This is a genomic window from Flavobacterium sp. MMLR14_040 (assembly GCF_033657265.1).
Lineage (GTDB): Bacteria > Bacteroidota > Bacteroidia > Flavobacteriales > Flavobacteriaceae > Flavobacterium.
Genome location: NZ_JAWVWO010000004.1, coordinates 185,191 through 208,368 on the forward strand (window position 1 = coordinate 185,191; position 23,178 = coordinate 208,368).

General features: G+C 30.6%; 22 protein-coding genes and 1 tRNA gene. 18 read left to right on the forward strand and 5 right to left on the reverse strand.

Translation table 11 applies throughout. The annotated features are described in order from the left end of the window. Positions 1-232 precede the first annotated feature (232 nt). From SD960_RS08055 to SD960_RS08140, 18 genes are all read left to right on the forward strand, one after another. Positions 233-1,405 (forward strand): hypothetical protein, encoded by a 1,173-nt coding sequence (locus SD960_RS08055; protein ID WP_318802143.1) that lies wholly within the window; start codon positions 233-235, stop codon positions 1,403-1,405. Between the two features lie 231 nt (positions 1,406-1,636). Continuing rightward, positions 1,637-2,677: a hypothetical protein gene (locus SD960_RS08060; RefSeq protein WP_318802146.1), complete on the forward strand. Its 1,041-nt coding sequence runs from the start codon at positions 1,637-1,639 to the stop codon at positions 2,675-2,677. Positions 2,678-2,708: 31 nt separating this feature from the next. Beyond that, entirely contained in the window at positions 2,709-3,197 is a 489-nt protein-coding gene (locus tag SD960_RS08065; RefSeq protein ID WP_073397587.1) for a DUF4280 domain-containing protein, read from the forward strand. Between the two features lie 10 nt (positions 3,198-3,207). Then, positions 3,208-5,841, forward strand: a complete 2,634-nt coding sequence (locus SD960_RS08070) for a hypothetical protein (RefSeq protein ID WP_318802148.1) — start codon at positions 3,208-3,210, stop codon at positions 5,839-5,841. A gap of 20 nt (positions 5,842-5,861) precedes the next feature. After that, the gene (locus SD960_RS08075) at positions 5,862-6,737 is read left to right on the forward strand and encodes a hypothetical protein (protein WP_318802150.1); all 876 of its coding nucleotides are present in this window, start codon (positions 5,862-5,864) and stop codon (positions 6,735-6,737) included. Between the two features lies 1 nt (position 6,738). Further along, a complete protein-coding gene (locus SD960_RS08080; RefSeq protein WP_318802152.1) occupies positions 6,739-7,017 on the forward strand; it encodes a hypothetical protein in 279 nt (92 codons plus the stop codon). A 16-nt stretch (positions 7,018-7,033) separates the two neighbouring features. After that, positions 7,034-7,930, forward strand: coding sequence for a hypothetical protein (locus SD960_RS08085; RefSeq protein ID WP_318802153.1), 897 nt, complete (start codon positions 7,034-7,036; stop codon positions 7,928-7,930). A gap of 145 nt (positions 7,931-8,075) precedes the next feature. Then, positions 8,076-9,644, forward strand: coding sequence for a hypothetical protein (locus SD960_RS08090; protein ID WP_318802154.1), 1,569 nt, complete (start codon positions 8,076-8,078; stop codon positions 9,642-9,644). Positions 9,645-9,769: 125 nt separating this feature from the next. After that, positions 9,770-10,009 (forward strand): hypothetical protein, encoded by a 240-nt coding sequence (locus tag SD960_RS08095; protein WP_318802155.1) that lies wholly within the window; start codon positions 9,770-9,772, stop codon positions 10,007-10,009. A 5-nt stretch (positions 10,010-10,014) separates the two neighbouring features. Next, positions 10,015-10,965, forward strand: coding sequence for a hypothetical protein (locus SD960_RS08100; RefSeq protein WP_318802156.1), 951 nt, complete (start codon positions 10,015-10,017; stop codon positions 10,963-10,965). Positions 10,966-11,054: 89 nt separating this feature from the next. Then, on the forward strand, positions 11,055-11,918 hold the full coding sequence (locus SD960_RS08105) for a hypothetical protein (protein WP_318802157.1): 864 nt from the start codon (positions 11,055-11,057) through the stop codon (positions 11,916-11,918). A gap of 89 nt (positions 11,919-12,007) precedes the next feature. Further along, the gene (locus tag SD960_RS08110) at positions 12,008-12,871 is read left to right on the forward strand and encodes a hypothetical protein (protein WP_318802158.1); all 864 of its coding nucleotides are present in this window, start codon (positions 12,008-12,010) and stop codon (positions 12,869-12,871) included. Continuing rightward, on the forward strand, positions 12,871-13,629 hold the full coding sequence (locus SD960_RS08115; RefSeq protein ID WP_318802159.1) for a hypothetical protein: 759 nt from the start codon (positions 12,871-12,873) through the stop codon (positions 13,627-13,629). Before SD960_RS08110 ends, SD960_RS08115 begins: the two co-directional genes overlap by 1 nt. A gap of 138 nt (positions 13,630-13,767) precedes the next feature. Continuing rightward, positions 13,768-14,721, forward strand: a complete 954-nt coding sequence (locus tag SD960_RS08120; protein WP_318802160.1) for a hypothetical protein — start codon at positions 13,768-13,770, stop codon at positions 14,719-14,721. 2 nt (positions 14,722-14,723) lie between these two features. After that, positions 14,724-15,473, forward strand: a complete 750-nt coding sequence (locus tag SD960_RS08125; RefSeq protein WP_318802161.1) for a hypothetical protein — start codon at positions 14,724-14,726, stop codon at positions 15,471-15,473. 172 nt (positions 15,474-15,645) lie between these two features. After that, complete coding sequence (locus SD960_RS08130; RefSeq protein WP_318802162.1) at positions 15,646-16,200, forward strand: hypothetical protein; 555 nt, start codon at positions 15,646-15,648, stop codon at positions 16,198-16,200. Positions 16,201-16,275: 75 nt separating this feature from the next. Next, positions 16,276-16,596, forward strand: a complete 321-nt coding sequence (locus SD960_RS08135) for a hypothetical protein (RefSeq protein ID WP_318802163.1) — start codon at positions 16,276-16,278, stop codon at positions 16,594-16,596. Between the two features lie 41 nt (positions 16,597-16,637). Continuing rightward, positions 16,638-17,906: an energy transducer TonB gene (locus SD960_RS08140; protein ID WP_318802164.1), complete on the forward strand. Its 1,269-nt coding sequence runs from the start codon at positions 16,638-16,640 to the stop codon at positions 17,904-17,906. Between the two features lie 700 nt (positions 17,907-18,606). On the opposite strand, the gene SD960_RS08145 is transcribed toward SD960_RS08140, so the two are convergent. The 5 genes from SD960_RS08145 to SD960_RS08165 form a co-directional block, all read right to left on the reverse strand. Continuing rightward, positions 18,607-18,679: transfer RNA gene (locus SD960_RS08145), tRNA-Met, on the reverse strand. Between the two features lie 126 nt (positions 18,680-18,805). After that, positions 18,806-19,318 carry a DUF4269 domain-containing protein gene (locus SD960_RS08150; RefSeq protein WP_318802254.1) on the reverse strand — a complete coding sequence of 171 codons (513 nt, stop codon included), beginning with the start codon at positions 19,316-19,318 and terminating at the stop codon, positions 18,806-18,808. A 22-nt stretch (positions 19,319-19,340) separates the two neighbouring features. After that, positions 19,341-20,867, reverse strand: coding sequence for an ArnT family glycosyltransferase (locus tag SD960_RS08155; protein WP_318802165.1), 1,527 nt, complete (start codon positions 20,865-20,867; stop codon positions 19,341-19,343). Between the two features lie 145 nt (positions 20,868-21,012). Next, complete coding sequence (locus SD960_RS08160) at positions 21,013-22,320, reverse strand: ATP-binding protein (RefSeq protein WP_318802166.1); 1,308 nt, start codon at positions 22,318-22,320, stop codon at positions 21,013-21,015. Between the two features lie 3 nt (positions 22,321-22,323). Beyond that, positions 22,324-23,145, reverse strand: coding sequence for a peptidoglycan-binding protein (locus SD960_RS08165; RefSeq protein WP_318802167.1), 822 nt, complete (start codon positions 23,143-23,145; stop codon positions 22,324-22,326). Positions 23,146-23,178: the final 33 nt, after the last annotated feature.

Below are 23,178 nucleotides of genomic sequence, written 5' to 3' on the forward strand. Positions count from 1 at the left end.
TATACATCTTAGGAACTATACTTTTATTATTCTCCTTTTATGGCATGTCTATCTTTTTTTCAGAATTGTAGCCTAATTTTTAACCTGCAAAACAATAAAATCCTATCAGGAGAATAGATTTTGAGAATATTTGGAAATATGAGAATTAATAAAATGTTAAAAAAGGTAAAATTCATGACTACCTTAGGTTGGAATATATCTTTCTTCGGAAGTGTAAATTGAACAAAAAAATATGAAAAAAATTATTTACTCCTTGATTATTATTGCTATTCTACTATTATTATTATTTTTAGACAGATGTACAACCTATAACATAACAACAAATGACTTATTTAAGTCAAAAGATTTAAAAAATTCTAAAAGCCTTATAGAAAAACCACAATCTAAAAATTATGAAATTGTACTAGTGGAGGGTACTTTTCCTATATTGTATGATAGTATTAATAATGATTTTTACGTTTCTAATGATAAGGGATTGACTAAATACGATTCTTTAGGTAACATTGTTATTTCTGATGATTTAGCAAAAGAAAAATATACCTCTGTTTTTGATTTCGCAAATTTTATTCCGTATGTATTTGCAGAAAATGGAGTGTATGATTTTTCGGAAAAAAAGCTGGTTTATACTAAATTTTCGCAAGTACTAAATTCTCAAAATGAAATTAAGGACGCTGACTTTAAACTACTTTTTGAAAAATATTACAACGATGCTGAAGTGGTAGTTTATGATACTGATAGGAATTTTGATTATCAAGCTGACAACCTTCCAATGTATTTTAAAATAAAAAATAATTGGATTTTATTATTCTCACAAAAAGGAGATCATAGGTTTACACATAATCAAAGTAACAAGTTTGAAACGGAGACTATTGGTCAGATCGATTTTTTAAATTTTCCAGCAAAATTTGCAGATAAAAGATTAATTGTTTTAAAAGACCAGAGAAAAAGAATTTATTCTACCGAACTGATTGGTGAAGAAATAGATGATAATTATCTAAAAATGTATTCTACACAACTGTTAAAAGAACAAAAATTTGATTACCAAAGTTCAAATTCAATTCAATTGATTTCTCGAAAAAAAGATGAGTATTATTACACGGGCGGTTATTTTGATTTTCCAGATTGGGTTTCTCCATCTTTTATTAACACAGCCTATTATCAAGTTATTTATAACAACGAAAGTTTGTTTTTTAAAGAGAAAGCGATAAAGTATTTTAAAAATTTAGAATGTAAAAACGATTTATATTTATACGAATTGCCCAAGCATTTGAGAACAAAATCAAAAGTGGCCTTTATGAGCTATGAAGTTAATGTTGGTGGCTATGCAAACGATAGCACAGGTATTTATGAGCCTATCATAAAAAATGCAGGGTTGTATATTTTGAGACAAAAAAACTACCGCTAACCATTTGGCAAGATTGTATTTTTTTGTGGTAGTAACAATATTTGAAGTAAGGAAAACTAATAGAATTGAGATGTACATCTTAGGAACGATACTTTTATTATTCTCCTTTTATGGCATGTTTATTTTTTTTCAAATTCTATATTATAGAATTGTAGTCACCAAATATTTTAAAATATAATGCAATCAAAGAGTAAAAACAATTATAAAGACATAAATACTATAATACAAAGAATGAGCATAATTTATCTTACAAAATATCCAATAAAAGAAGGAGACACACTAGAGAGTGTTGCCGAAAAATTAAATATTGAAACAGAATACTTAAAAGAGGTGCACAATGCTAAGGCTGGATTCTGGGATAAAATTAGAAGCAGGTTTCCTAAACACCTGACTGAGATTTATGTTTATTCGGATGTATTGGCAGAACAATCGCCTGAAAAAAAGAGAAAGAAAGAAATAGGGATAAACCTGGTTCCTATTCCGTTTTATACCCCAAAAACGTATGGCTATACGCTTGAAAATTATGAGGGAGATCGTCTAAAAAATAAGATTCATTATGAGGTAGATACGGTTTATAAAGAAAATGATTATAATTTAAAAATTATAGAAATAAATCGCAAACAAGTTTATATAAACCATAAAATGCCAGATGTTGCAATAGAACAACTCTTAGATAAAATTGCCCAAAACATGTTTCCTATCGCGCTGGAAATTAATGATAGCGGAGTGATAATAGCAATTGCAAACCATAAAACAATTAAAAAACGCTGGCTTGCTAATAAAGAGGAACTACTGCAGTATTATAAAAAAGAGCAATCAGATGCGATCATAAACAAAGCAGACATATACTTTAATAACGAAAAACAATTGATAGGAATGCTGTCAAATAACTGGTTTTTTAATCTGTTTTTTAAACCTATATATAATAATTCTCCTAAAATTCAATATACAACCAAAATACCCTTCTTGTCGAAGAGATTAGTAGAATATGAAATAAAACAAAACCTGGAAGATGTTTATACTAAGAGTGGTAAAGTAATGATCAATCATATAGGAAAAATAGCAGATCACCGAACTATTGACGAAGTTTTGCAAAACAAAACGGTATTGGAAAAAGAGCGCCCTAATATTCAATACATACAATCTGAGGGAAATGTACAATATAAACTCAATAGTGCTGATAATAGCATGTTTTCTATAATAGGAACTTTCAATACCAAAATGAGCAACGAAAAAATAAACAAAGTTCAGATAGAAATATATCAACAATAGATTTTTGTTTGAATTGAAAAAATAAAAAATTATGGCAGAAAAACACGTAGTTGTTCATGGAGCTACTTGCGAATGCAAGTTTAGCGAAACTCCTAAAACCGATATTTTACAGGTCAAAACCCACTCCAAACATTATGGTAATGACAAAGATGGGTCTAAAAAACTTATTGCTACTACTAAAGAAATTGGGCAGACTCTGGAGGCAAACACCTTTGGCAAATGCAAAAAGCAGCCCATGGGTTCTAGTTACAAGCCTTGCCAGGCTGTAATTACAGAGTGGAGTGGTTTTTATCAGGAAGTTACCCTCTCAAACCAGGGCAAAATTTTGCTTGAAGATAGTAAAGCCACCTGTCCAATAGGAGGGCCGGATTGCATAATCATAAAAAACCACGGACAAGTTGCGGAACTAAGCAAGCAAAATATAAAAAATACCAGTCCTGAAGTTGCAACCGAGTTATTTCCCGGCTTCGATTTGGATGATTCAGAAAATGATATTTTAAAAATACCTAATAATTTATAATACAAATTAGATGGAAAAACAAGTACACATCATACCCAAAAAGGTAGAGGCAGGACAAAAATACGATCCTAGACTAAACAGTTTAGTATTAAAAAAAGCAGAATCTTTTAATATAACAATAAAAGAGGTAGAGGAGTTAAAAAAACAAAAGCCCACAGCTCCTAAGCCCATAACCGAATTGTCTAAGGAGGAATATAATAAAATAAGCGAAACGGCAAGATGGAATTACGATGTTGATGTAATGCAATATAATATTGATGTAAAAAAATACAATGAAAAAATAAAGGTATATAATGAAAGTTTAAAAAAATTTGAGGACTTAAACTGGACCTGGCAATTAGTGAATAACGGAGTAGATCCCAATAAAATAACACATTATGCTGCTTTTGAAAAAGGCATTCATGAGCGTATCTCATTTCCTAAATTATTAGAAGGAGGAGGTATTGCGTGGCTTGAAGCCTGGCATGAAAAAGAAAAACCAAAAGGAATATCTCCCTTTGGGATGTATGTGCAGGCAGAAGGTGTTGCCCAAATTGTTCGTGCAGAATGGACTGATTTAAGATACAACACAATTAATCAGGGCACAACAGTAGCTTTTGGGTCTAAGGCTATATTGCATATTTATACTGCCGGACTTTATGGTCAGGAAGTTGAGGTGCATTTGGCAGATAGCGATATATTTACGCCTAATGACAAACTAAAAATTGCCGGAGAAGATTTTTTTACCCGTGAGGTAAAGGTTTATAAAGTAAAACCTAACGATATTAATAAAAAAGGTGTCTCAGGTATTCTAACAGTAGATAACGACCAGGTAGATTATGCACAAAAAATAGAAATAGAAGTAGTCCTTGATAATGCGTGGATAAAAACGGCAGGAGCCAATTTACAAATATATGCTGTCGTAAAATCTATAAAAACAGGAACTTTCTTTAAGGAGTTTAGCAGGAGTTATATACACGTTAGTGACGAGAAAAAAAGCATAACACCAGATCAGGAGCCAATTCCGGCTACCAATATGCCTTTGATTGTAGGGGATGTTGAGACTAATGTGGCCCATTTTCAGCATTGCAGGTATACTGCAATTGAGCTAGAATACGAAAAAGGCGAAAAAACTGAAACAGTAGAAATTTTTAAAGAAAAGCCTGGGATACTTTACAATCCCAATGTAGAAATAGGATTAATCGTAGGATCTGTGCCTAAAAAATTCTCAATCAAAGTGGATGAGAAAAGTGATACTGATGAATGTCGATTTCATGAAAAACCTAATGATCACGGAAAAAATATTTTTACTTTTGATAAAGCTAAATTGCCTAAAAACATAAGTATTACTAAGCATGAGCCTAAAAGTATCGAAGGAACTGCTTTTTTTGAGTTTGATCTTGCTGATTTACCAAAATATTTCTGGTTATCTGACGACAATTCAAAGGCTATATCTAAAGTGCCTATCACAGCAGCTACTTGTAGGCATCAACACAATATTTTATTAAAAGTCGTACCAGAAATAGAATGGACAATCAATTTTCTTTATAATACTCAAGATCCTGTTTGGTATGGTCAATCTAGTCCTACGTATGATATTTACGGAACAGAAAAAACAGCAGTAAGGGATAATACTTCAATAGGGGATATCAGAGGTGCCCAAAATAGAGTAGCATTAGCTGATTTAAAAAGAGAAGAAAATCTAAATAATGCAAATGCAAGAGACGGAAAGAAAAAAATAGCAACAACAGCTAATAGGCATTTTGGAGATGCAAAATCAAATTTTGGCCTATCAGTAAAAGCGGTATATGACAATGGTAAAAGTCAGGAATTAAGTTTTAAATTTGCTGAAAATTACCGCAAAACATTATCTGCTTTAAAATCTATTTACGATCTGGTAGATAAGATCGCAGGAGCAAAAGAAGCTCGAGAAGCTTCTGAAAGTTTACCGCCTTCCTTATTAGGAAGAAGGAATATGATGAGTCTTTCGCTATTACCACCTGCACCATCTGTTGGTGTAAGTTGGAAATATAATAATATAGATAATCGGTTAGGAATCGAATTAGCAGGGAAAGCAAAAATAGCTCCTTTAATAGGCGGAGACTTAAAGATAGATGTTTTGGCATTAGCAGATAAGATACCTTTATTTGGTAAACTTGTTACGGCATTAGATTTAACCACTTGGTTGGTAGAAAAAATTGCAATGAATACGCTTAGCATTAACTATAGAATAGATCTTACTTTTTATGCTAATCTTGCGTTGGAAGAAGCTTTTGTAAAATACAACGAAGCAAAAGAAAAAGGGAAGCGCTTAGATGCTGATTTAAAAATTTCTGGAACATTGGGTGGTAAACTAGAATTAGAAATGGGAGTAAAATTAAGCTTAACACAGATTACAGCAAAACCCAAAATCGAATTTGAAGCTGGAATTAAAGGCGATTGTTATTTTAAAATAACAGCAAGCCCAAATGCAAATTATGATAACATAATAGACTGGACGACTAAATTTTCGGGGCTAATTGTCACGGTATATTATAAAGTTAAAGTGACTAGCCAAAAAGATAATAAAGTTCCTAAAAAATTAAATCCATTTGAGTTAATCCCTAGTTATAGCGGTACACCAATTAGTATGAAATATGGCGAAGGTGCTGAGAATAAATTTTAACAATATCAGTATGTAATTACATGAAAAAGATAATATTATTAAGTTTGCTTGTCTACAATATGGCAGGCTGTCAAGAAAACAAAAAATCTTATAACAAAATAAACAAAGAAGAAAATAAAATGATGAGTGCAACCCAACCGATATATGCTATAAAAGTTCATTCAATAGGCCTATTTGAAATCTATGTTAATGGAATTTCGATTTATTCCTATAAAGATAAAGAAGCTTCAATTGTTACATTACCAATTAATAGCAACATCTTGGCTTCTGGAGCTCAAACTGTACAAATAATTTTACAGTCAGAAGATAAACTAACCAAAAATGAATTGCAAAATTATTCTTTTAAAATTGTACAATATAATGGTTTTGATTCTCCAGATGTAAAAGTTGTAGAAGAATGTACTTTCAACGAAAGTTTATCAAAAGACAAATACACACACACACAGTCTTGGACTTTTAGAGCTATGGTACCATATAATGTCACTGGCTGGACTAATTCAGTTGATTTGAAGAAACAAAATAATGATGAATTATTAAATGAAGTACAACAGTTTTATCAAAAGACTTGGAATATAATAAATTCAGGTAACTATGCTGAATACTATAAAATTATTAATAAGAGACATCAAGAAAATTTAATTGCTTTTTACAATTCACCTGAAGTCAATGAGGAGCAAGATGAAATAAAGCAACGAGTGCTTGATGCTAAAAGTAAAATGCATCCAATTGATTTTTCTAAACTGCATTTAAAGATATATAGTGATGGTCATCTGGCTACACTAGAAGATAAGGACGGTTTTTCTCCTCTATCATATGAAACAGATCAATATACCGATTATTTTGGGTTTATATTATATCGCACAAAACCTGATGCACCATTAGAGGTAATAAGATAAAATGAAGCGGTTAATTACCGCTTTTTTTCAAATTAAAAAGCAACTAGAAGGTTATTGTTACTTTAAAATTACAGCAAGCCCTAATGCTAATTCTGACAATATGTTAGATTGGACAACAAAATTTTCAGGATTAATTATTACAGGCTATGTTAAATTAACTTTAAAACAGGATTCAAAAAATAAGGCCCCAAAAGCATTCAATCCATTCACTTTAATTCCAAGCTATACAGGCACACCTATTAGCATGAAATTTGGTGAAGGAAAAGAAAATAATTTTTAGTATAATAAAAAAACATATGAATAAGTTAATTTTAATTGGAATACTTGCGTTTAACGTATTAAGTTGCCAAAATAAAGAAAAGAATAATATTAGACATACAATCAAAAAGAATGACACAATGAATGAACAGCCAATTTACACCCTCAGAATATCAACTGCAAATCCTCATGAAATATATGTAAATAATATGCCTTTAGAGAGAGATTATAGTAGTGGGAGCTCTACTGTTGAGTTACATATTAACAATTTTATTTTAAAAAGTGGTATTCAGTCTATAGCAATAGTTTTGTTACCAGAAAATGGTAAAGTTTTAGTAGATAAATTAGGGATAGATTATTTCGACGTAAAAATTTATAAATATCCTAACGGTTTATTAAATATGTCTCCTGAAGACAGAATACTAATAAAAGAGTTTACTTTAAAAGAATTTGGAGAATCACCATTAGTTTCTAAGGAAATTTCATTTGAAGCTATAGTTCCTTATAAAGTAGAGGGATGGTCGGGTTCTGTCGATTTATCCAAGGAAAATCTAGATAATTTAATCTCTGAAACAGTAAAAACTTATAATGATTTCGGTAATTTATTAAAAGAAAAAGATTACAAAGTATTTTTTGATAAAACAAGAAATAGGGACAAAGAGACAGATATAGATCTTTATTTAACTAGTGAACAAATAGATGACAATAGAATAGAAACAATTAATACATTTAAAAAAATTGTAGATGTTATTCCACTTGAAAAATATAAGATGAGATTTTATGGTAATGGTAAAATTGTAGCTTTAGTGCGTATAGATAAAGATTTTAATGGAGAATCTGCTTTGCAAGCAGTTTTAAAAGATGAAAGCACACAAATCTTCGAACTTTTGCTTCATCGCCCAAAGCCTGGCGCTCCATTACAAGTAATAAGATAATCATATTTATAACATATAAAATTCACAACTAAGGTTGTTTTAATGAGTTTGCTTCTAGTTAATATAGTAAGTTGTCAAGAAAAAAACTTTAGTAAATTAAAAAAAGGAAAGTAAAAAATATAAGTAACCAATTCCAGCTACCAATATGCCCTTGATTGTAGGGAATGTTGAGACTAATGTGGCGCATTTTCAGCATTGCAGGTATGATAGCATTAAGCTCGATGGTACCTCTGTTTTTGATTCTAACAATATTTATCAACGAATAAAAACGACAATCGATGTAGAAGTTATTGCAGGAAAGAAAAAAACTCGCTATCTCGATTTTGATTTTCAAACTGCAGAATGCGAAAATAAACCTGTCAAACACATTAACAAAGAACTTAAAGTACTTAGCATTCCAAAAGATTATGAGTTAAAAATTGATCCTAGTGCAACCGCTGTGCATCCCGCAAAAGAAGAAGATAAGCTGGTAAAGATTAGTTCAGGCAGTAGTAATAATTTAACGTATTTGGGCGGGATAAAAACAACCCAAAAAGAAGAGGTAAACAAAGAAAAAGGAATAATAACCGTAAAACAAAATCAAATAGAGTTTGATGCGTTTTATAATTATAATATTTCTATGGATAGCCCTGCTAGATATATTGATGTTGCAAAATATTTTTGGCTTGGTAATCTCGAAAAAAAAGGCAAACTTTCAAAAATAAAAGCACTCGCTAGCACTTGTGCTTTTCAGCAAAATGTAAATATTTCTATTTATCCAGACATAAAATGGAGTCTTATTTTTGGATTTAATGTTAAAGAAGATCAACTAAAAATACTTATTCCTTCTTGGGATCAGAAAAAAACAATTGAAAAATACAGTTGGGATGGCAACAAGTTTACAGATAAACTTCAGGCAAAACTCAATACTGAGACTAATGAAGATGCCAAGAGAGAAATACAGCAAAAAATAGATAATGAGAAGAATAAAAAAGAAACTTTAGACAAGATAAATCAAAAAACACTTGATAGTTATAAAAAAGTATATGGTGAAGCAAAAGCCGCTCCTACTATAGATAGCCCCACAACCAAGAAAGGAAAACTATCGACTTTACTCAAAATCATGAAAGATGTAGATGTGTCCATAAAAGCACAAATATATGAAGACACTGAGCTAGAGCTTACAAGAGATTTTTTGGAAAACACAGTTGCTTTAGCAAAACAGTACAAGGGCCTTTTTGATATGGTAAAATGGGTGTCTGAAATCATCGAAGGTAAAAATGATACACCCAAAAATAAAGCAGAGGGAGACAAAGAGATAAATGGTCTCTTAAGTGATGCACAAGCAAGATCAAGAATCAAAGGTCTCGAAGAATCACTCGCTCGATCTACACAAGAAGTAGAGATCTTGTTTCCTGAATTTAAAATTGGAGCTGATTGGCAATTTGAGCTTGTCGATGGCCAAAAATACCCTGACTTGGCAGGACGCTCAGGATTGGGCTACAATGTTGTTTTTATGGCAAGCCCATTAATAGGAATGAAAATTACGTGGCATATTCTTGATTTGCTTTGCCGCAGACACCCCATTGCCTATGCTGTACTGGCAGCTGTAAAAACTTTACTCGCTGCTTTAGGAGATAATCCTGATGGTATAGTAGTAGATTTTTGGGTACAAGGACAAATAAGTACTGATTTAAGTTATAAAGGCAACACACTGGCAGACCCCAAAAAATAATAGCCAAGGGCGATGCGCACATTACAGCAGGTGTTGAAATTTCTATAAATATTAAAGGAAAGATAATTTCAGGAAAATATACTGCTGTCGCAGAGGTGCGTGTTGGTGCCAAAGGAGAAGTAGGTTTGGGTATTGTTGGCACTTTAGGGGTCGATGACCAAGGGATTTGGATGCAATCTAGCCTAGTTTTTGATGGTATAAAATTAACTTTTACAGCTGTGATTGGAGCTAAAGTTAAAAAAGAGGTATTGCAAAAAGATGGAACTGTAAAAGAGGTAGATATTATAGATGGTGAGAGTAAAGTAGAGATAGAAATAACAATGTTAGAGCATACTTTTGAGTCTGACAAATTTTATTTAAAATAAAGATTATGAACAAGTACATTATAAAAACAATAGCAATAGCAACTATTTTAATAACTCTTAACAGTTGCGCACAAAACACTAAAAAACAGAAAAATATGAGTACCGAATATAGAGATAAAATAAAAAATAATTATAAAAATGTAAAATCGTACGATTATAATCCTATATATCAATTACGTTATCAAAGTTATAATTGTCCCATGGAAGTTTATATTAATGATGTTTTGGTTGTTTATTTAGCAGGTGGAGGTAGATCTGCAGGTGAGCAAATTGTACAAGTACCTGATTATATTCTTAAAAGTGGAATACAAAGTTTTAGAGTGAAAATTTATCCTTTGTTAGATAAAAATAAAAATTTCGAAAAATTTGTTTCTAGAGATGCAGAACTAAAATTAAGAGTAACGTATCAAGATTACGAAAGAGAGAAAAATGGGAAATATACTGAAGTTATTAAAGCTGAATTACCCTTAATAGACAAAGATTTACCATTTATAGAATTAGAAGGCAAATTTAAAGCAGTGGTGCCATATGTTTTAGAGGGTTGGAGTCAGGGCGTTGATTTAAGTAAAGAAAATCCTGAAAAATTAGAAGAAGAAGTGATAGTTAAAATGAACGAAATTGCCGATTTGTACCGAAATGAAGACATTGAAGGATTGGCAAGAGAACAATATAATAGAGTAAAAGAAATAGATCAAGCTTTTTATTTTACTACCAAAGAAAATTCAGAAGAATGGGAAACAGAATTAAAAGATGATTTTAATCAATCAATTGGTGTTGAAGTTGTAGAAGGTAAAATGAAAATAATGGGCGAAGGAAGATTAGTGACAATTTTAATTGATAAAGGCCCTTTTTACAATAAAGCAGTAATAAGAAGCGAGACAAAAGATACTTATGTTGTTTACCCTCAATATTTTTATCGCCCCAGCCCAGGAGCAAAACTCGAAATTATTAGATAAATATGAAATCGATTTGTAAATTTTTCTTGTTTTTTAGTGTGTTGTTGTTGCAAAACAGTTGTGCACAAAATACTAAAAAACAAGATAATATGAGTACAGAATATATTACTAAAGTAAGAAATATATACAAAGACATTAAAAAATATGATTATAACCCAACTTATCAACTTAAAGTAAATACTAATCTTTGTACTTACGAAATTTATATAAATGATATACTTGTCGATTTTTCTTTTACAACTGGTAGAACAGCTGGAGAACAAAATATAGATATTCCTGAATATATTCTTAAGAGCGGAATACAATCAGTACGTTATGTTGTTTATCCAAAAGCTATAAAAAATGGAGTTTTAGAGAAATTTGTAGATCATGATGCTGAATTTAGTTTGCGAATTGTACATGGAGAATACTATAAAACAAAATTTGAAGATTTTACTGAAGATTATCATTCAACATCCTTGAAAATAAACAAAGATTTACCTTTTATAGAAATTGAAGGAAAATTTACGGCAACAGTTCCTTATACTTTAGAAGGCTGGAGCAAAGGCGTAGATTTAAGCAAAGAAGATCCTGAAAAGCTAGAAGAAGAAGTAAAAGGAAGAATGAAAGAAATTGCGGATTTGTACCGAAATAAAGATATTGAAGGATTGGCAAGAGAGCAATACAAGAGAGTAAAAGAAATAGATCAAGCTTTTTATTTTAATACCAAAGAAAATTCTGCGGAATGGGAGAGCGAATTGCAAGAAGCTCTAAATGAGTCAAAGAGTGTAGAATTAATAAACGGAAAAATGAAAATTATGGGCGATGGAAAATTAGTTACTGTGTTGATAACTGATGGTTCTTTTAGAAATCAATCCATAATTCGTAGTAGAGTTGAAGGAGGTTATTCTGACTTTTATCCACAATATTTTTATCGCCCACGAGCTGGTGCTAAGCTTGAAATCATTAGGTAAATATGAAATCAATTTATAAATTTTTCTTGTTTTTTAGTGTGTTGTTTTTGCAAAACAGTTGCGCACAAAATACCAAAGAAAAGAAGACCATGATAACCAAAGAACAATACAAGAGTATATCCAAAGAAGTAAAAAAATACGATTATAACCCAACTTATCAACTTAAAGTAAATACTAATCTTTGTACTTACGAAATTTACATTAATGATATGTTGGTTGATTTTTCTTTTACAACAGGAAGAACGGCTGGTGAACAAAATATTGATATACCCCAATATATTCTTAAGAGTGGAATTCAATCAGTACGTTACGTTGTTTATCCAAAAGCTATAAAAAATGGAATCTTAGAGAAATTTGTAGATCATGATACTGAATTTAGTTTGCGAATTGTATATGGAGAATACTATAAAACAAAATTTAAAGATTTTATCGAAGATTATCGTGCAAAATTACCTAAAATAGATGATGATGTTCCATACATAAAAGTAGAAGAGAATTTTACAGCAAAAGTTCCTTATGAATTAGAAGGCTGGAGTAAAGGAGTAGATTTAAGCAAAGAAGAGCCTAAAAAACTAGAAGAAGAAGTGTTAGAAAAATGCAATAATGTTAAAGATGCATTTAATAATAAAGATGTTAATACAATTGCAACAATGATATATAAGAGAGAAAAAGAAATAGCTCAAGCTTTTTTTTTCGATTCAGAAAGTAATGGTAATTATAACAATGGTTGGAAAGAATTAGAAGAAAAATGTAATGCACTAATTGAAATGAAGCCAATAGATAATTACTCTATGAAAATATTAGGTAATGGGAAAGTTGTATGTTTATTGAAGAATGAAGGTAAACTAAAAAATTTCCCTGTTGTTTATGGAACCACTGGTGAAAAATTAAGATTTTATGGATTATTTTTTTATCGCCCAAGCCCAGGAGCAAAACTTGAAATTATTAGATAATGATAACCTTTTCATTAAAGAAATACAGTTTTTATTTTATCACCACTTTTATTTACAGTGTTAGTTATGGTATCTTATATTTAATTATGTTTTATTCCGAAAAAATTAATGTAGGAAATGAATTAGATATAATGGATCTACTCTGGTTCCAAGTAATCGGCACATTTATACTCATCTTTTTTTCATTCTTGAATCCAGTAAATGCTTTTTTTAGTGCTAAAGAAGGTATTGAGCAAAGAAAAAAGCTAAACCAAAAGTATTATGATTATTGGGGTGTTAATATCATAAAGCTAGATAATAGTATGGCTGTATTTCTAATTTCAGGCATGATTTTTTTAGTTAGTTTTATTGCTGTATCCATATTTCTATTAATTCTATATTTTATAAGCCCTGCAATAATTGATATTTTAAAGTTCCCATTTGATTTAATGAAAAATATAAATCAATCTGAATTGTATTATGGAATTTATGTTTTCTTATTTCTAAACGTTGGATACATTCTCTCAAATCCTGAAAAATCTTTCGGAACATATAATTTAAAGTTCTATTTGTATCTGCGTAGTTGCATAGCTGCTGCAGGATTTAGTTTTTTGTTTACAGTTCTCAATGGATTATTTTATATAATTTTTATGAATGCAGACTCATTTGATTTCGAAAATAAACTAAAAATAGCTTTTGTGCTTTTTTTTAATGTGAGTTTGCTTTATAATTATTATTTAGTAGAGAAAGGCGAATTATACTTAGAGGAAAAAGAATAATCAGTTATATATAAGCCCAGTTTTAAAAGGTGGTAATGTAAACTTAAAGAATAATAAACCTTTATTTGAAATAGGAGGACTATAGGAGAAGAGGTAAATCTTTTTGAATTACAAATTTGTAAAAAAATATTTGATATCATGAAAAAAATAATGGTTCTATTATTAATTAATTACAGCATTGGAGGTTGTGCACAAAAAGAAATAAAAAAAGAAGACATTATTAATAAGGAAAACGTAAAAAAAGTAGCAAACATTTATAAAGAAGTAAAAAAGTACGATTATAAACCTAGTTATACACTGCATATTGAAAAGGTTTCCAATTTTACTTTCGAAGCCTTGGTAAATGATGAACAATTGATAAAAAATTATAATTCAAAGAATTTTACAGGTTCTATGCCAATTAATGAAGCATTGCTACATTCTGGAAAACAAAAACTAACAATCCGGATGACCCCTTTAAAAGATGATGATTTTATTATGGCAAAGGAAATTGACATGGAAAATATAGCATTGAAGCTTAGTATTAATTATGGAGATTATGGAAAAGAAAAAGTAAAAGATTTTAAAGAAGCTCTAAGATATGAATTACCCAAGCAAAAAGGTAAATTACCCTATTATGAAGTACATCTAGAATTTGATGCTCCAATAGTTCCTTATGAGAATGATGTAGAAGGATGGAAAAATGGTGTTGATTTAACCAAAGAAGACAAAGACAAACTTTTGAAAGAAGTAGAGGACTTCTACAAAGAAATGATAGGATATTATGATGCCAAGGATGTAAATGCTATAGCGGGAAAATATTATAAAAGGCAATTAGAATTAGATAAAGTGGGATACAGAAATCAGCCCGAAGATTCTCAAATGCTGATAGATGGATGGGTAAAACATGTAAATGATATTAAGCCATTTGTGTTTGAGGATTACGCCATGCGATTTTATGGAAACGGAAAAATGGTTGCCTTAGTAAGAACAGATAAATATTATTTTAATTTTTCAAACTTAATACGGGAAGATGCAGAAGGTAACTTTCAAACTTATGCAATGTATCTTTACCGTCCCAAAGCTGGAGCTCCATTAGAAGTGATTAGATAAGCATGAATTCAATTAAAAACAAATTCAGCTTTTTTTTCATTACGACAGTCATTTTTAACTTAAGTTATTCCATTCTTTATCTATTTAAATTTTATTCTAAAGATTTTTATACAGATGAAGGGGCTGATATTATAAATTTATTATTTTTTCAAGTATCATCTATTATTTTACTTATTTTTTTTTCAATATTGAATCCTTTAAAAATATTTATTAGTGCAAAAAGGGGAATAGATAATAGAAAAAAACAAAATAAAAAATATTTTGATATTATGAGCTATAACATTATATTATTAGACAATGCGTTAACACCATATTTAATTACCATTTTATTTATTTTTTTCTTCTCCTTAATTCTAATTGGATTTGTATTAATTATTAACTATTTGGGGCTTCCATTTTTAGAAGTACTAAAATTTCCATTTAGATTTGCGCGGAATGTAAATCAATCTGAATTGTATTATGGTGTTTATAGTTTTTTATTTTTAAACATAGGTTATATTCTTTACAATCCACAAAAATCTGTAGAATCATATTTATTAAAATTCAAAGTTTATCTCAACTCTGGAATTATAGCATTTTGTTTATGTGCATTTTTTATTTTATTTAATATAATTTTTTATTTTTCAGGAAACGATATAAATAATGACATATTTACAGATAAAGCAAAAATTGCATATGCAATGTTTTTTAATGTAGCTTTTATAGCAAATAGTTATTTAGTTGAAAAGAGGTATTTAAGCATAGAAGAATGACCAAGTAGATTATGCACTTATGAAAATACTTGTATGTTTTGCTTTTTTATTTTCTTGTGCACAAAAAGAAGAAAAAAAGACATACAGAATCGGGAAAATATAGAAAAAGCAGCAAACATTTACCTTTCAAAATATAAAGAACAATTAGAAGTATTTAATTATAAATTACAAAATGCTAAAGGAGAAAATTAAGATAGAGGAAGTTGTTTTTGTAAAAAAAGCATTCAACAAAAGTTTGTGGAAATCAATAATTGTCATGCCTTTTATTCTAACGTTTTTGTTTCTACCGTTTTATTTTTTATTATTTTTTATTGGCTTGTTTATATTCCACGGTCATTTAGATAATTTATTATCTCTTTATATATACTCTATTTTAGGAGTAGTGATTGTAAATTTTTTATATGGAAAAATTATTATCAATAAAAGGATTACCAATAAAAAAATATACAAAATAACAGAAGATTTTAGTATTCAGAGAAAAAATAGTTATACTCATACTTCTGAATATGAGTCTGACAGTCATTATTTTAGATTGTATCTAATAAATAAGGATGATCAAAAAAAAGGTATTTATATAAGTGAAGTGGATTATAAAAAAGTAAAAGAATATGAAGTAATAACAATTACATATTTTGAGACAGTAAATATTATTATAAAAGCTGTTTGTAATAATCAAGAATTGAAGTACGCGCGTTTTTTTACCATAAGAAATTGGAATTTCTGGTAATTATGGGATGGTTGCGAAGTAAGAATTTATTCAAATGGTAGACTTGTTCGTTTTATAAGTAAAACTAGGAGGAAAATGGAAATATTAATCATGAAAAAAATAATGGTTCTGTTGTTAGTTAATTACAGCATTGCAGGTTGTGCACAAAAAGAAATAAAAAAACAAGAAAACATCAGTACAGAATACAGAGAGAAAATTAAAAATATTTATAAAGATGTTAAATCATACGATTACAATCCTATTTACCAGCTAAAAGTAAACACAAATTTATGCACATATGAAGCCTACGTAAATGACGTTCTGGTAGATTTTTCATTTACACCTGGAAGAACTGCCGGAGAGCAAAATATGGATATTCCCCAATTTATCCTTAAAAGCGGCAAGCAAACTAATTAAAAAATTATACAAGTTAAAAATCAAATAATTTTAAAAAACAAATGAAATTAATCATCATCATTCTATTATCAATAATAAGTCAAATTGGTAATGCCCAAGAGTATAAAAAGATAAATTCTTCAAAACTTATTTATAAAAGTAATGGATTCTTTGCAAAAAATTCCGTTTCCATTACGAACAAAGATGGGTCAAAACTACCAATGGGTTTTTACGAAACGAAAATAGAGAAAGAAAAAGTTCCAATCCAGTTTTACATTAGCTCAAAAGGGAATGTTGATGGGCTTTTCATAATATATTATTACAATAAGTCATTTTGCAAAACGATCTTGAAGGAAGGGGCATGGCAAAGTGACGTTTATTTTGATTCCGCAGGAAAAACAATGGATAGCTTACATATAAAAAACAAGAATATTGAAACTTACAATGATATGCTAAAAAAATGGGAAACTAAATCTCAGCTAGTTTCTGTACATTACTACTTTGATGAAAAAGGTCAGATATTTAAAGAAAAAGGCAAGATTTATAAAGAAACTTATCAAGGCCTTAAACACGATTTAAAAATATACGATTATTATGAAAACGGTGCATTGGAGACAGATGAAACCTGTTTCTATTATCGCAAAGAATATGATAGTTTGGGAGTGTTGACACAACAAATCGACTATAATTGGAAAACAAGAGAAATCCAAACTTTAGGTTATGAAAATGGGAAACTTGCAATAAAAAAGGTGGAATTTGATGAAGATCAAATTTGGAATCCAGACGGAACAATTAACAAGAGCAAAAAAACTCACAAGCGAAACCATATCAGTAAAAGTTATATAATAGAAACAGAATACTATCCAAGCGGAAAAATTTATCGATATAAGAAAAATGGGGAATCTAAAGAATATACAGAAGATGGAAAGGAAGTGATATATAGTCAAACAGTAAAAGGGGATCCCGAAATGGATAATGAAACCGAGCCTACTGCTGATGAAGATTTAGAGAATAAAGTATACCAATCAGGAGCATTAGAAATAAAGCCAGAATACCCAAACGGTATTGATGCTTTGTATAAATTTTTTCATGATAATTTTATAATGCCAGAGGAGGAAGGACTGCAAGGAACAGTTTATCTTTCTTTCATCGTCGAAAAAGACGGCTCACTATCAGATATTAAGATTCTCAGAGATATTGGATACAGTACAGGACAAGAGTCTGTTCGGGTTTTGCGTAAATCTGAAAAATGGATTCCCGGAGAACAGAAGGGCAAAAAGGTAAGGTGTCTCTATACCCTGCCTATTAAGTTACCATTGCAATCAAAATAATGGCAATGTTAATATACATTTCTAATTTCAATACTCTTTTTAATTACTCGTCAACATATCATTCTTATGAATTTTGCAATGATAATGGTAAATGTAGTGAATGTACAGCAGGAGCTGTAGTATGTAGTGGCAGCTCCAGCTCACATGCTCTAGACTGCTAATTATTAACATAAAATGAAGCCAATATACTTTCTATTATTTCTATCATTATTTATGTCTTGTAAAATAAGTATAGATTACGGAAAACCAATAATTCCTGTTTTGAAAAATTTAAAAGACTGGAAAGCTTATTAAAAAGAATATGTAAGGTGGGTAACTTTTTCTCCAGTTTTTGTTTGCATATTCATTTCTTTATTATTTGTTGTTAATTCTTGCAAAGAAGAGGTTGTTCAGGAAGTTGATTCATGATCTACAATGTTTGGTCATGGAGGTGTATTATTGTGGAAATAGGGCCAAGATAAAGTAGTTAAATAGTAATGAACTTTGTAAATTTTAAAAAAAATGGAAACGATAAGAGAAAGCAAATAAATCCAGTTTGTCTTATTTAAAAAATAATATCATCAACCCCGCTCCCCGAAGACTTCTTATGAAAGCTGTGCGAATTTCTCCCGACTTCGCACCCGCAATCTGAATCAGACATTGTTTTGCAGATCTTAAATAACAAAAAAAGCTCCAGATTTCTCTGAAGCTTTTATCTTAGTAGCGGGAACAGGACTCGAACCTGTGACCTTCGGGTTATGAGCCCGACGAGCTGCCTACTGCTCTATCCCGCGATGTTTCGGGTGCAAAGATAAGCAGTATATACGGTTATCCAAAGAAAAATTGAAAATATTTTTTAAAGTACTATTAAATTTAGCAATTTATTGATAAACAGTTGTTTGTGTGTTTTATAAAGTGATTTAAGAGACAGAATCACTTTTATAATTTAGTAATTCCTGATAAGGATTGCCTTTTAAGCCTAATAAAAAACCAAAAGCAGGTTCGGTTTTGTAACCTTTTTGTTTGAGTTTAATAATTTCTAATCTAAAACTTTCATTGTTCGACTGCAAAATCTCATGTTCTATAATCATATGTTTATACCCGTTTTGATTTTTGGTGGGAATATTTTGTCCAAAGATTTCAATTTCAAAAAGCTCTATTTTAAAATTTGCTATGACTGTTTCTGCATTGTCAATTATTGTTTCTCTAATTGTGAATCCATTTTTATTTCCAAAAATAGATTCCAATTTTTCAATAAAATCTGTTTTGTTTTCACAGTAGCAAATAATGTCGAGATCACTGTTCTCGATATCAATATTTATCGGAATGGTTCCAACTAAAATGGGTTCAAATTCAGCAATGTTTGCTAAGACATTGTGTTCTGTCAGTATTTTATAAGCCAGAACCTGTTTTTGATTTCCATTTTTTAATATTCTATCTTAGTAAAGTCTGTCATTATTTACTATAATTTTTTTCTTCTTTAATTTCATGTTCTATCCTTTTATTAATGTTGACTTTAGCATTGGTGAAAACAAAAATTATGGTTTTGTATTCACGGGCGTTTGGATTAGTAATTTCTCTAGTAATTTTTGAATGTTCAAAATAAGGACTTGTCTCTTTAAATTCTGTGCTGTTTTCCTCAAATTCCTTAATCCGGATTAGGTTTTTATATTGTACATCAAGATTAAACCAGTTTACATAATCGGCATTAAAAGAAACAGCTTTAATTCTCTTTTTTGTGTAATAATTAATAGCACCAGCCTGACCATAATTGTCACAAAGTACGAGGGTTTTCTTGGGATTTGGGATTTGGTCATAAATAGAATCTGTTTTGCGGGCAAGCTCTTTCCAGCCTAACATATCGGCAAAATCTTGTGGCAATTTATGATCTTTTCCATCTTCCCAGCGAAGCATTCCCAATTTTTTATATTTTTCCGGATGGCTGACAATATATTCCGGACTTTTATTTGGAAAAGCTAAATTGTACATCGGAATAAAAAGCAACAACGGAATCAGGATAAACACGGGCTGCAAATAACGTTTCCAGCCTGTTTTTAGAATTTCGGAAAGAAAAACGGATCCAAAGGCAATATAAATTGGATATAAACCAATTGCATAATAAGCCTTTGCCTTAAAGTATAAAAAGACTGCCAATGTGAAAATAATTGATGCAAAGAAAAATTTATATCTTTTAAAAGGTTTGAAGAATAACAAAGAATATAACGATGAAAAAATCACTAATAGTGAACCAATAAAAAACAATAATTGTTCTTTAAGAAACCCTAAACGATCTACATTTACCAATTGTGTTTCGGCCAATTCCTTCATGTGATGTACAATTGGGAATTCATTATTGTATTGCCATAAAAGATTCGGCAGAATTAATATCAATCCTAAAATTAAGGCTAAAAAAAGTTTTTTTTCGGTCAATATTTTTCTTTGTTCAGAAAGTAATAACGCCGGAAAAAGACCAATAAGCAGAAAAAGAATGTTGTATTTATTTAAAAAACCAAAAGAAAAAATGACAGCACCAACATAAAACCATTTTTTTTCTTCGGTTGTGACATATTGAATAACAACATAATAAAAAGCTGTCCAACACAAAACATCTAGTGAATTGGGTTGATAAAGCATGTTAATTCGCAACAATGATGAAAACACAATACAAGTTGCGCCTAAAAGTAAAGCGTATAAATTTCCTTTAAGAACTTCAATAGTTTTCCAGACTACTATGAGTGTTAAAACGCCAAATAGGGCAGGGAAGAATTTGACCCAGAAAACAGAATTTCCAAGTAAAAAAATAATATACGAAAACCAGGAAGTAACTGGTGGAACCGACAAATAACCCCAGGCTAAATGATGTGCCTGATCGAGGTGAAGGTATTCGTCACGCTGCAAATCATATTCAGGACTTAATAATATATATTGTAAAGCAAATTTTAAAATTACAAATCCGATTAAAATTATGGTTTTTTTGGTCATTGAGCGTTTGGTTTTTATGACTAAAGTTTTTGGTTTTAATTTCTTTAGCTAATATATAATTTATTTTAAACCGAAACTAAAACCAGGATTTTGCAGGAATAAATCAAACAAATAAGATATTTTGCAATTGTACTAAAATGTGGTTTTACATCATTTTTCCTTCTTTGGCATATTCTTTTTTAATTCCCTGAAGCAAGTGATCAAGGTTGATACTTTCGTTCTCATCTTCTAATGTTCTCAAACAGGCATATTGAATTATATTGACAATATTAGCGCCGGTAATATCATATTTTTTTGAAATCTCATTAAGATTTACATCTTCGGCAATTCTAATTCCCTTTGGTAAATTATTCTCCCAAAGTTTTAAGCGTTCACCATAAGAAGGCACTTCAAACTCAATAATAGATTGAAATCTTCGCGTGAAAGCTGTATCAATATTTGTTTTAAAATTAGAAGCCAAAATTACCAATCCGGGATGATTTTCAATACGCTGCAGCAAATACGAAACTTCCTGGTTAGCGTATTTATCGTGCGCATCCCTAACATTTGTTCTTTTTCCGAAAACAGCGTCGGCCTCATCAAAAAAGAGAATCCATTCCTTATCTGTAGCTTTGTCAAAAAGAGAAGAAAGATTTTTTTCGGTTTCACCAATGTATTTTGAAATCACCGTAGATAAATCAATTCGGTATACATCTCTTTTGGTGTATTTTCCAAGCAGAGAAGCCGTAAGTGTTTTTCCGGTTCCGGGCGCACCGTGAAACATAACCCTGAACCCTGGTTTTATCTTGGCTTTCATATCCCATTCGTGAAGTAAAATCTCGTTGAATTTGAGCCAGGTTTCTATTTCCTTAATTTGATTTAAAGTGGAAGAATTAAGTACCAGATCTTCCCAATCTAGTTGGGTTTCGATTAATTGAGCAGGGAAAATGCTGCTAAGCTGAGGTTTTAAAATTTTTCCGGTTATAAATTTTTCGATGTATTCGTCTTCCAAAATCAGCAAGCCGCTCAATTTAGGTTCACCATATGGAACAGTTTCTATTTTGATAATTCTTTTTTGATATAAAAATGACTGGTTGTGTAAGTAATTGTAGAACGAAATCCGGTCATCTAAATTATTTCCTGCAATTAAAAACTGAGCCGTTTCACCAGTAGGTAAAATTCCACGATGGTTTTTCGTTTTAATTCCACCAAACTCTGGTAATTCACCACCATTGGGTAAATAGTCGGCAATAAGGGAGCTTAAGAAATCAGGTTTTATATGAGGAACTAAAGCCAATCCCAGCAAGAGTATATCGGTTTCAGTAAGATTATTTTCGACGATAAATTCGTTGATAAATCCAGTTGCATCAAGCTGGCTTAATACGGGTTTTTCCACCATTAGGTTTTCGGCCTGAAAAAGTGTGTCAAGCTGAAACGTAAATTGGTTTTTTAAGTGGGTGAATACATTTTCCATTTTTTAGACTACTAAGGATTCGATTGAGAAAAAATCTATTTTTGATTGTTTATAATTTCTGATTCTGTTCATGACAGCGTTTCCGTTATGCGAACCATCAATATTGGTATTGCCTTCAATAGTTTCAATAATATCGCTATGAACTGCCGTTACAATTCCGGTATGAAACCAGTCGTTTGTTGTTTTTTGAATCAGAAATATATCTCCGGGTTTTATCAAAGCCGGATTAGTTCTTGCCGCCTGATAACGGGTTAATATTTTTTTCTGAATTCCTGTCACACCAACAGTATCGCAGCTGTAGGTTAGCGGCATTAGCGTTTTGAAGTTTTTTCCCTGAATAGAAGCTGCCTGATCAATTATTGCCTGAACAAATCCCATGCACCAAAACCAGTCGGCTCCTTCATTGCCATCCATATAACTTCGAACCCAGGGTCCCATATTGCTTTGATTGTTGATTACGAGTTCAAAAGGATGACTTTTGAGATGATTTTTTGCTGTATTTACTATTAACTCTCTCAAATTGCTACCTGATACAGAATCTTCAAAAGCTTTTTTGAGTGGCGAAACCAGTATATCGAATACTTTTTGATCTACAGTTCCATTTTGTGGCAAGCTGTTGAATTTTTGAAAATTAAGCACCGCTTTTTCTGTTGCCGGTCCAAAATCTCCGTCGATGCCCGTTGCAGTTCCAGAGTTTGGATTTTGCATAGCAAATAAATTAAGCCACGACTGAATTTTTTCAATGTCTTTCTTGTTATTATTTGCTCCTTTTCTTTGTTGTGTTGCTTTAATAACGAGCTCTTTTTGGTAGAATGTTTTTTGCATGACTAAAGATTTTAAGTTTATAAATAGTAGTTA

Coding starts and splice junctions, on each gene's coding strand:
- SD960_RS08110 (WP_318802158.1), top strand. CDS start 12,008: ATGATAACCAAAGAACAATACAAGAGTATATCCAAAGAAGTAAAAAAA.
- SD960_RS08100 (WP_318802156.1), top strand. CDS start 10,015: ATGAACAAGTACATTATAAAAACAATAGCAATAGCAACTATTTTAATA.
- SD960_RS08165 (WP_318802167.1), bottom strand. CDS start 23,145: ATGCAAAAAACATTCTACCAAAAAGAGCTCGTTATTAAAGCAACACAA.
- SD960_RS08125 (WP_318802161.1), top strand. CDS start 14,724: ATGAATTCAATTAAAAACAAATTCAGCTTTTTTTTCATTACGACAGTC.
- SD960_RS08155 (WP_318802165.1), bottom strand. CDS start 20,867: ATGACCAAAAAAACCATAATTTTAATCGGATTTGTAATTTTAAAATTT.
- SD960_RS08090 (WP_318802154.1), top strand. CDS start 8,076: ATGCCCTTGATTGTAGGGAATGTTGAGACTAATGTGGCGCATTTTCAG.
- SD960_RS08120 (WP_318802160.1), top strand. CDS start 13,768: ATGAAAAAAATAATGGTTCTATTATTAATTAATTACAGCATTGGAGGT.
- SD960_RS08080 (WP_318802152.1), top strand. CDS start 6,739: ATGAAGCGGTTAATTACCGCTTTTTTTCAAATTAAAAAGCAACTAGAA.
- SD960_RS08085 (WP_318802153.1), top strand. CDS start 7,034: ATGAATAAGTTAATTTTAATTGGAATACTTGCGTTTAACGTATTAAGT.
- SD960_RS08055 (WP_318802143.1), top strand. CDS start 233: ATGAAAAAAATTATTTACTCCTTGATTATTATTGCTATTCTACTATTA.
- SD960_RS08070 (WP_318802148.1), top strand. CDS start 3,208: ATGGAAAAACAAGTACACATCATACCCAAAAAGGTAGAGGCAGGACAA.
- SD960_RS08065 (WP_073397587.1), top strand. CDS start 2,709: ATGGCAGAAAAACACGTAGTTGTTCATGGAGCTACTTGCGAATGCAAG.
- SD960_RS08140 (WP_318802164.1), top strand. CDS start 16,638: ATGAAATTAATCATCATCATTCTATTATCAATAATAAGTCAAATTGGT.
- SD960_RS08060 (WP_318802146.1), top strand. CDS start 1,637: ATGAGCATAATTTATCTTACAAAATATCCAATAAAAGAAGGAGACACA.
- SD960_RS08115 (WP_318802159.1), top strand. CDS start 12,871: ATGATAACCTTTTCATTAAAGAAATACAGTTTTTATTTTATCACCACT.
- SD960_RS08135 (WP_318802163.1), top strand. CDS start 16,276: ATGGAAATATTAATCATGAAAAAAATAATGGTTCTGTTGTTAGTTAAT.
- SD960_RS08160 (WP_318802166.1), bottom strand. CDS start 22,320: ATGGAAAATGTATTCACCCACTTAAAAAACCAATTTACGTTTCAGCTT.
- SD960_RS08130 (WP_318802162.1), top strand. CDS start 15,646: ATGCTAAAGGAGAAAATTAAGATAGAGGAAGTTGTTTTTGTAAAAAAA.
- SD960_RS08075 (WP_318802150.1), top strand. CDS start 5,862: ATGAAAAAGATAATATTATTAAGTTTGCTTGTCTACAATATGGCAGGC.
- SD960_RS08105 (WP_318802157.1), top strand. CDS start 11,055: ATGAGTACAGAATATATTACTAAAGTAAGAAATATATACAAAGACATT.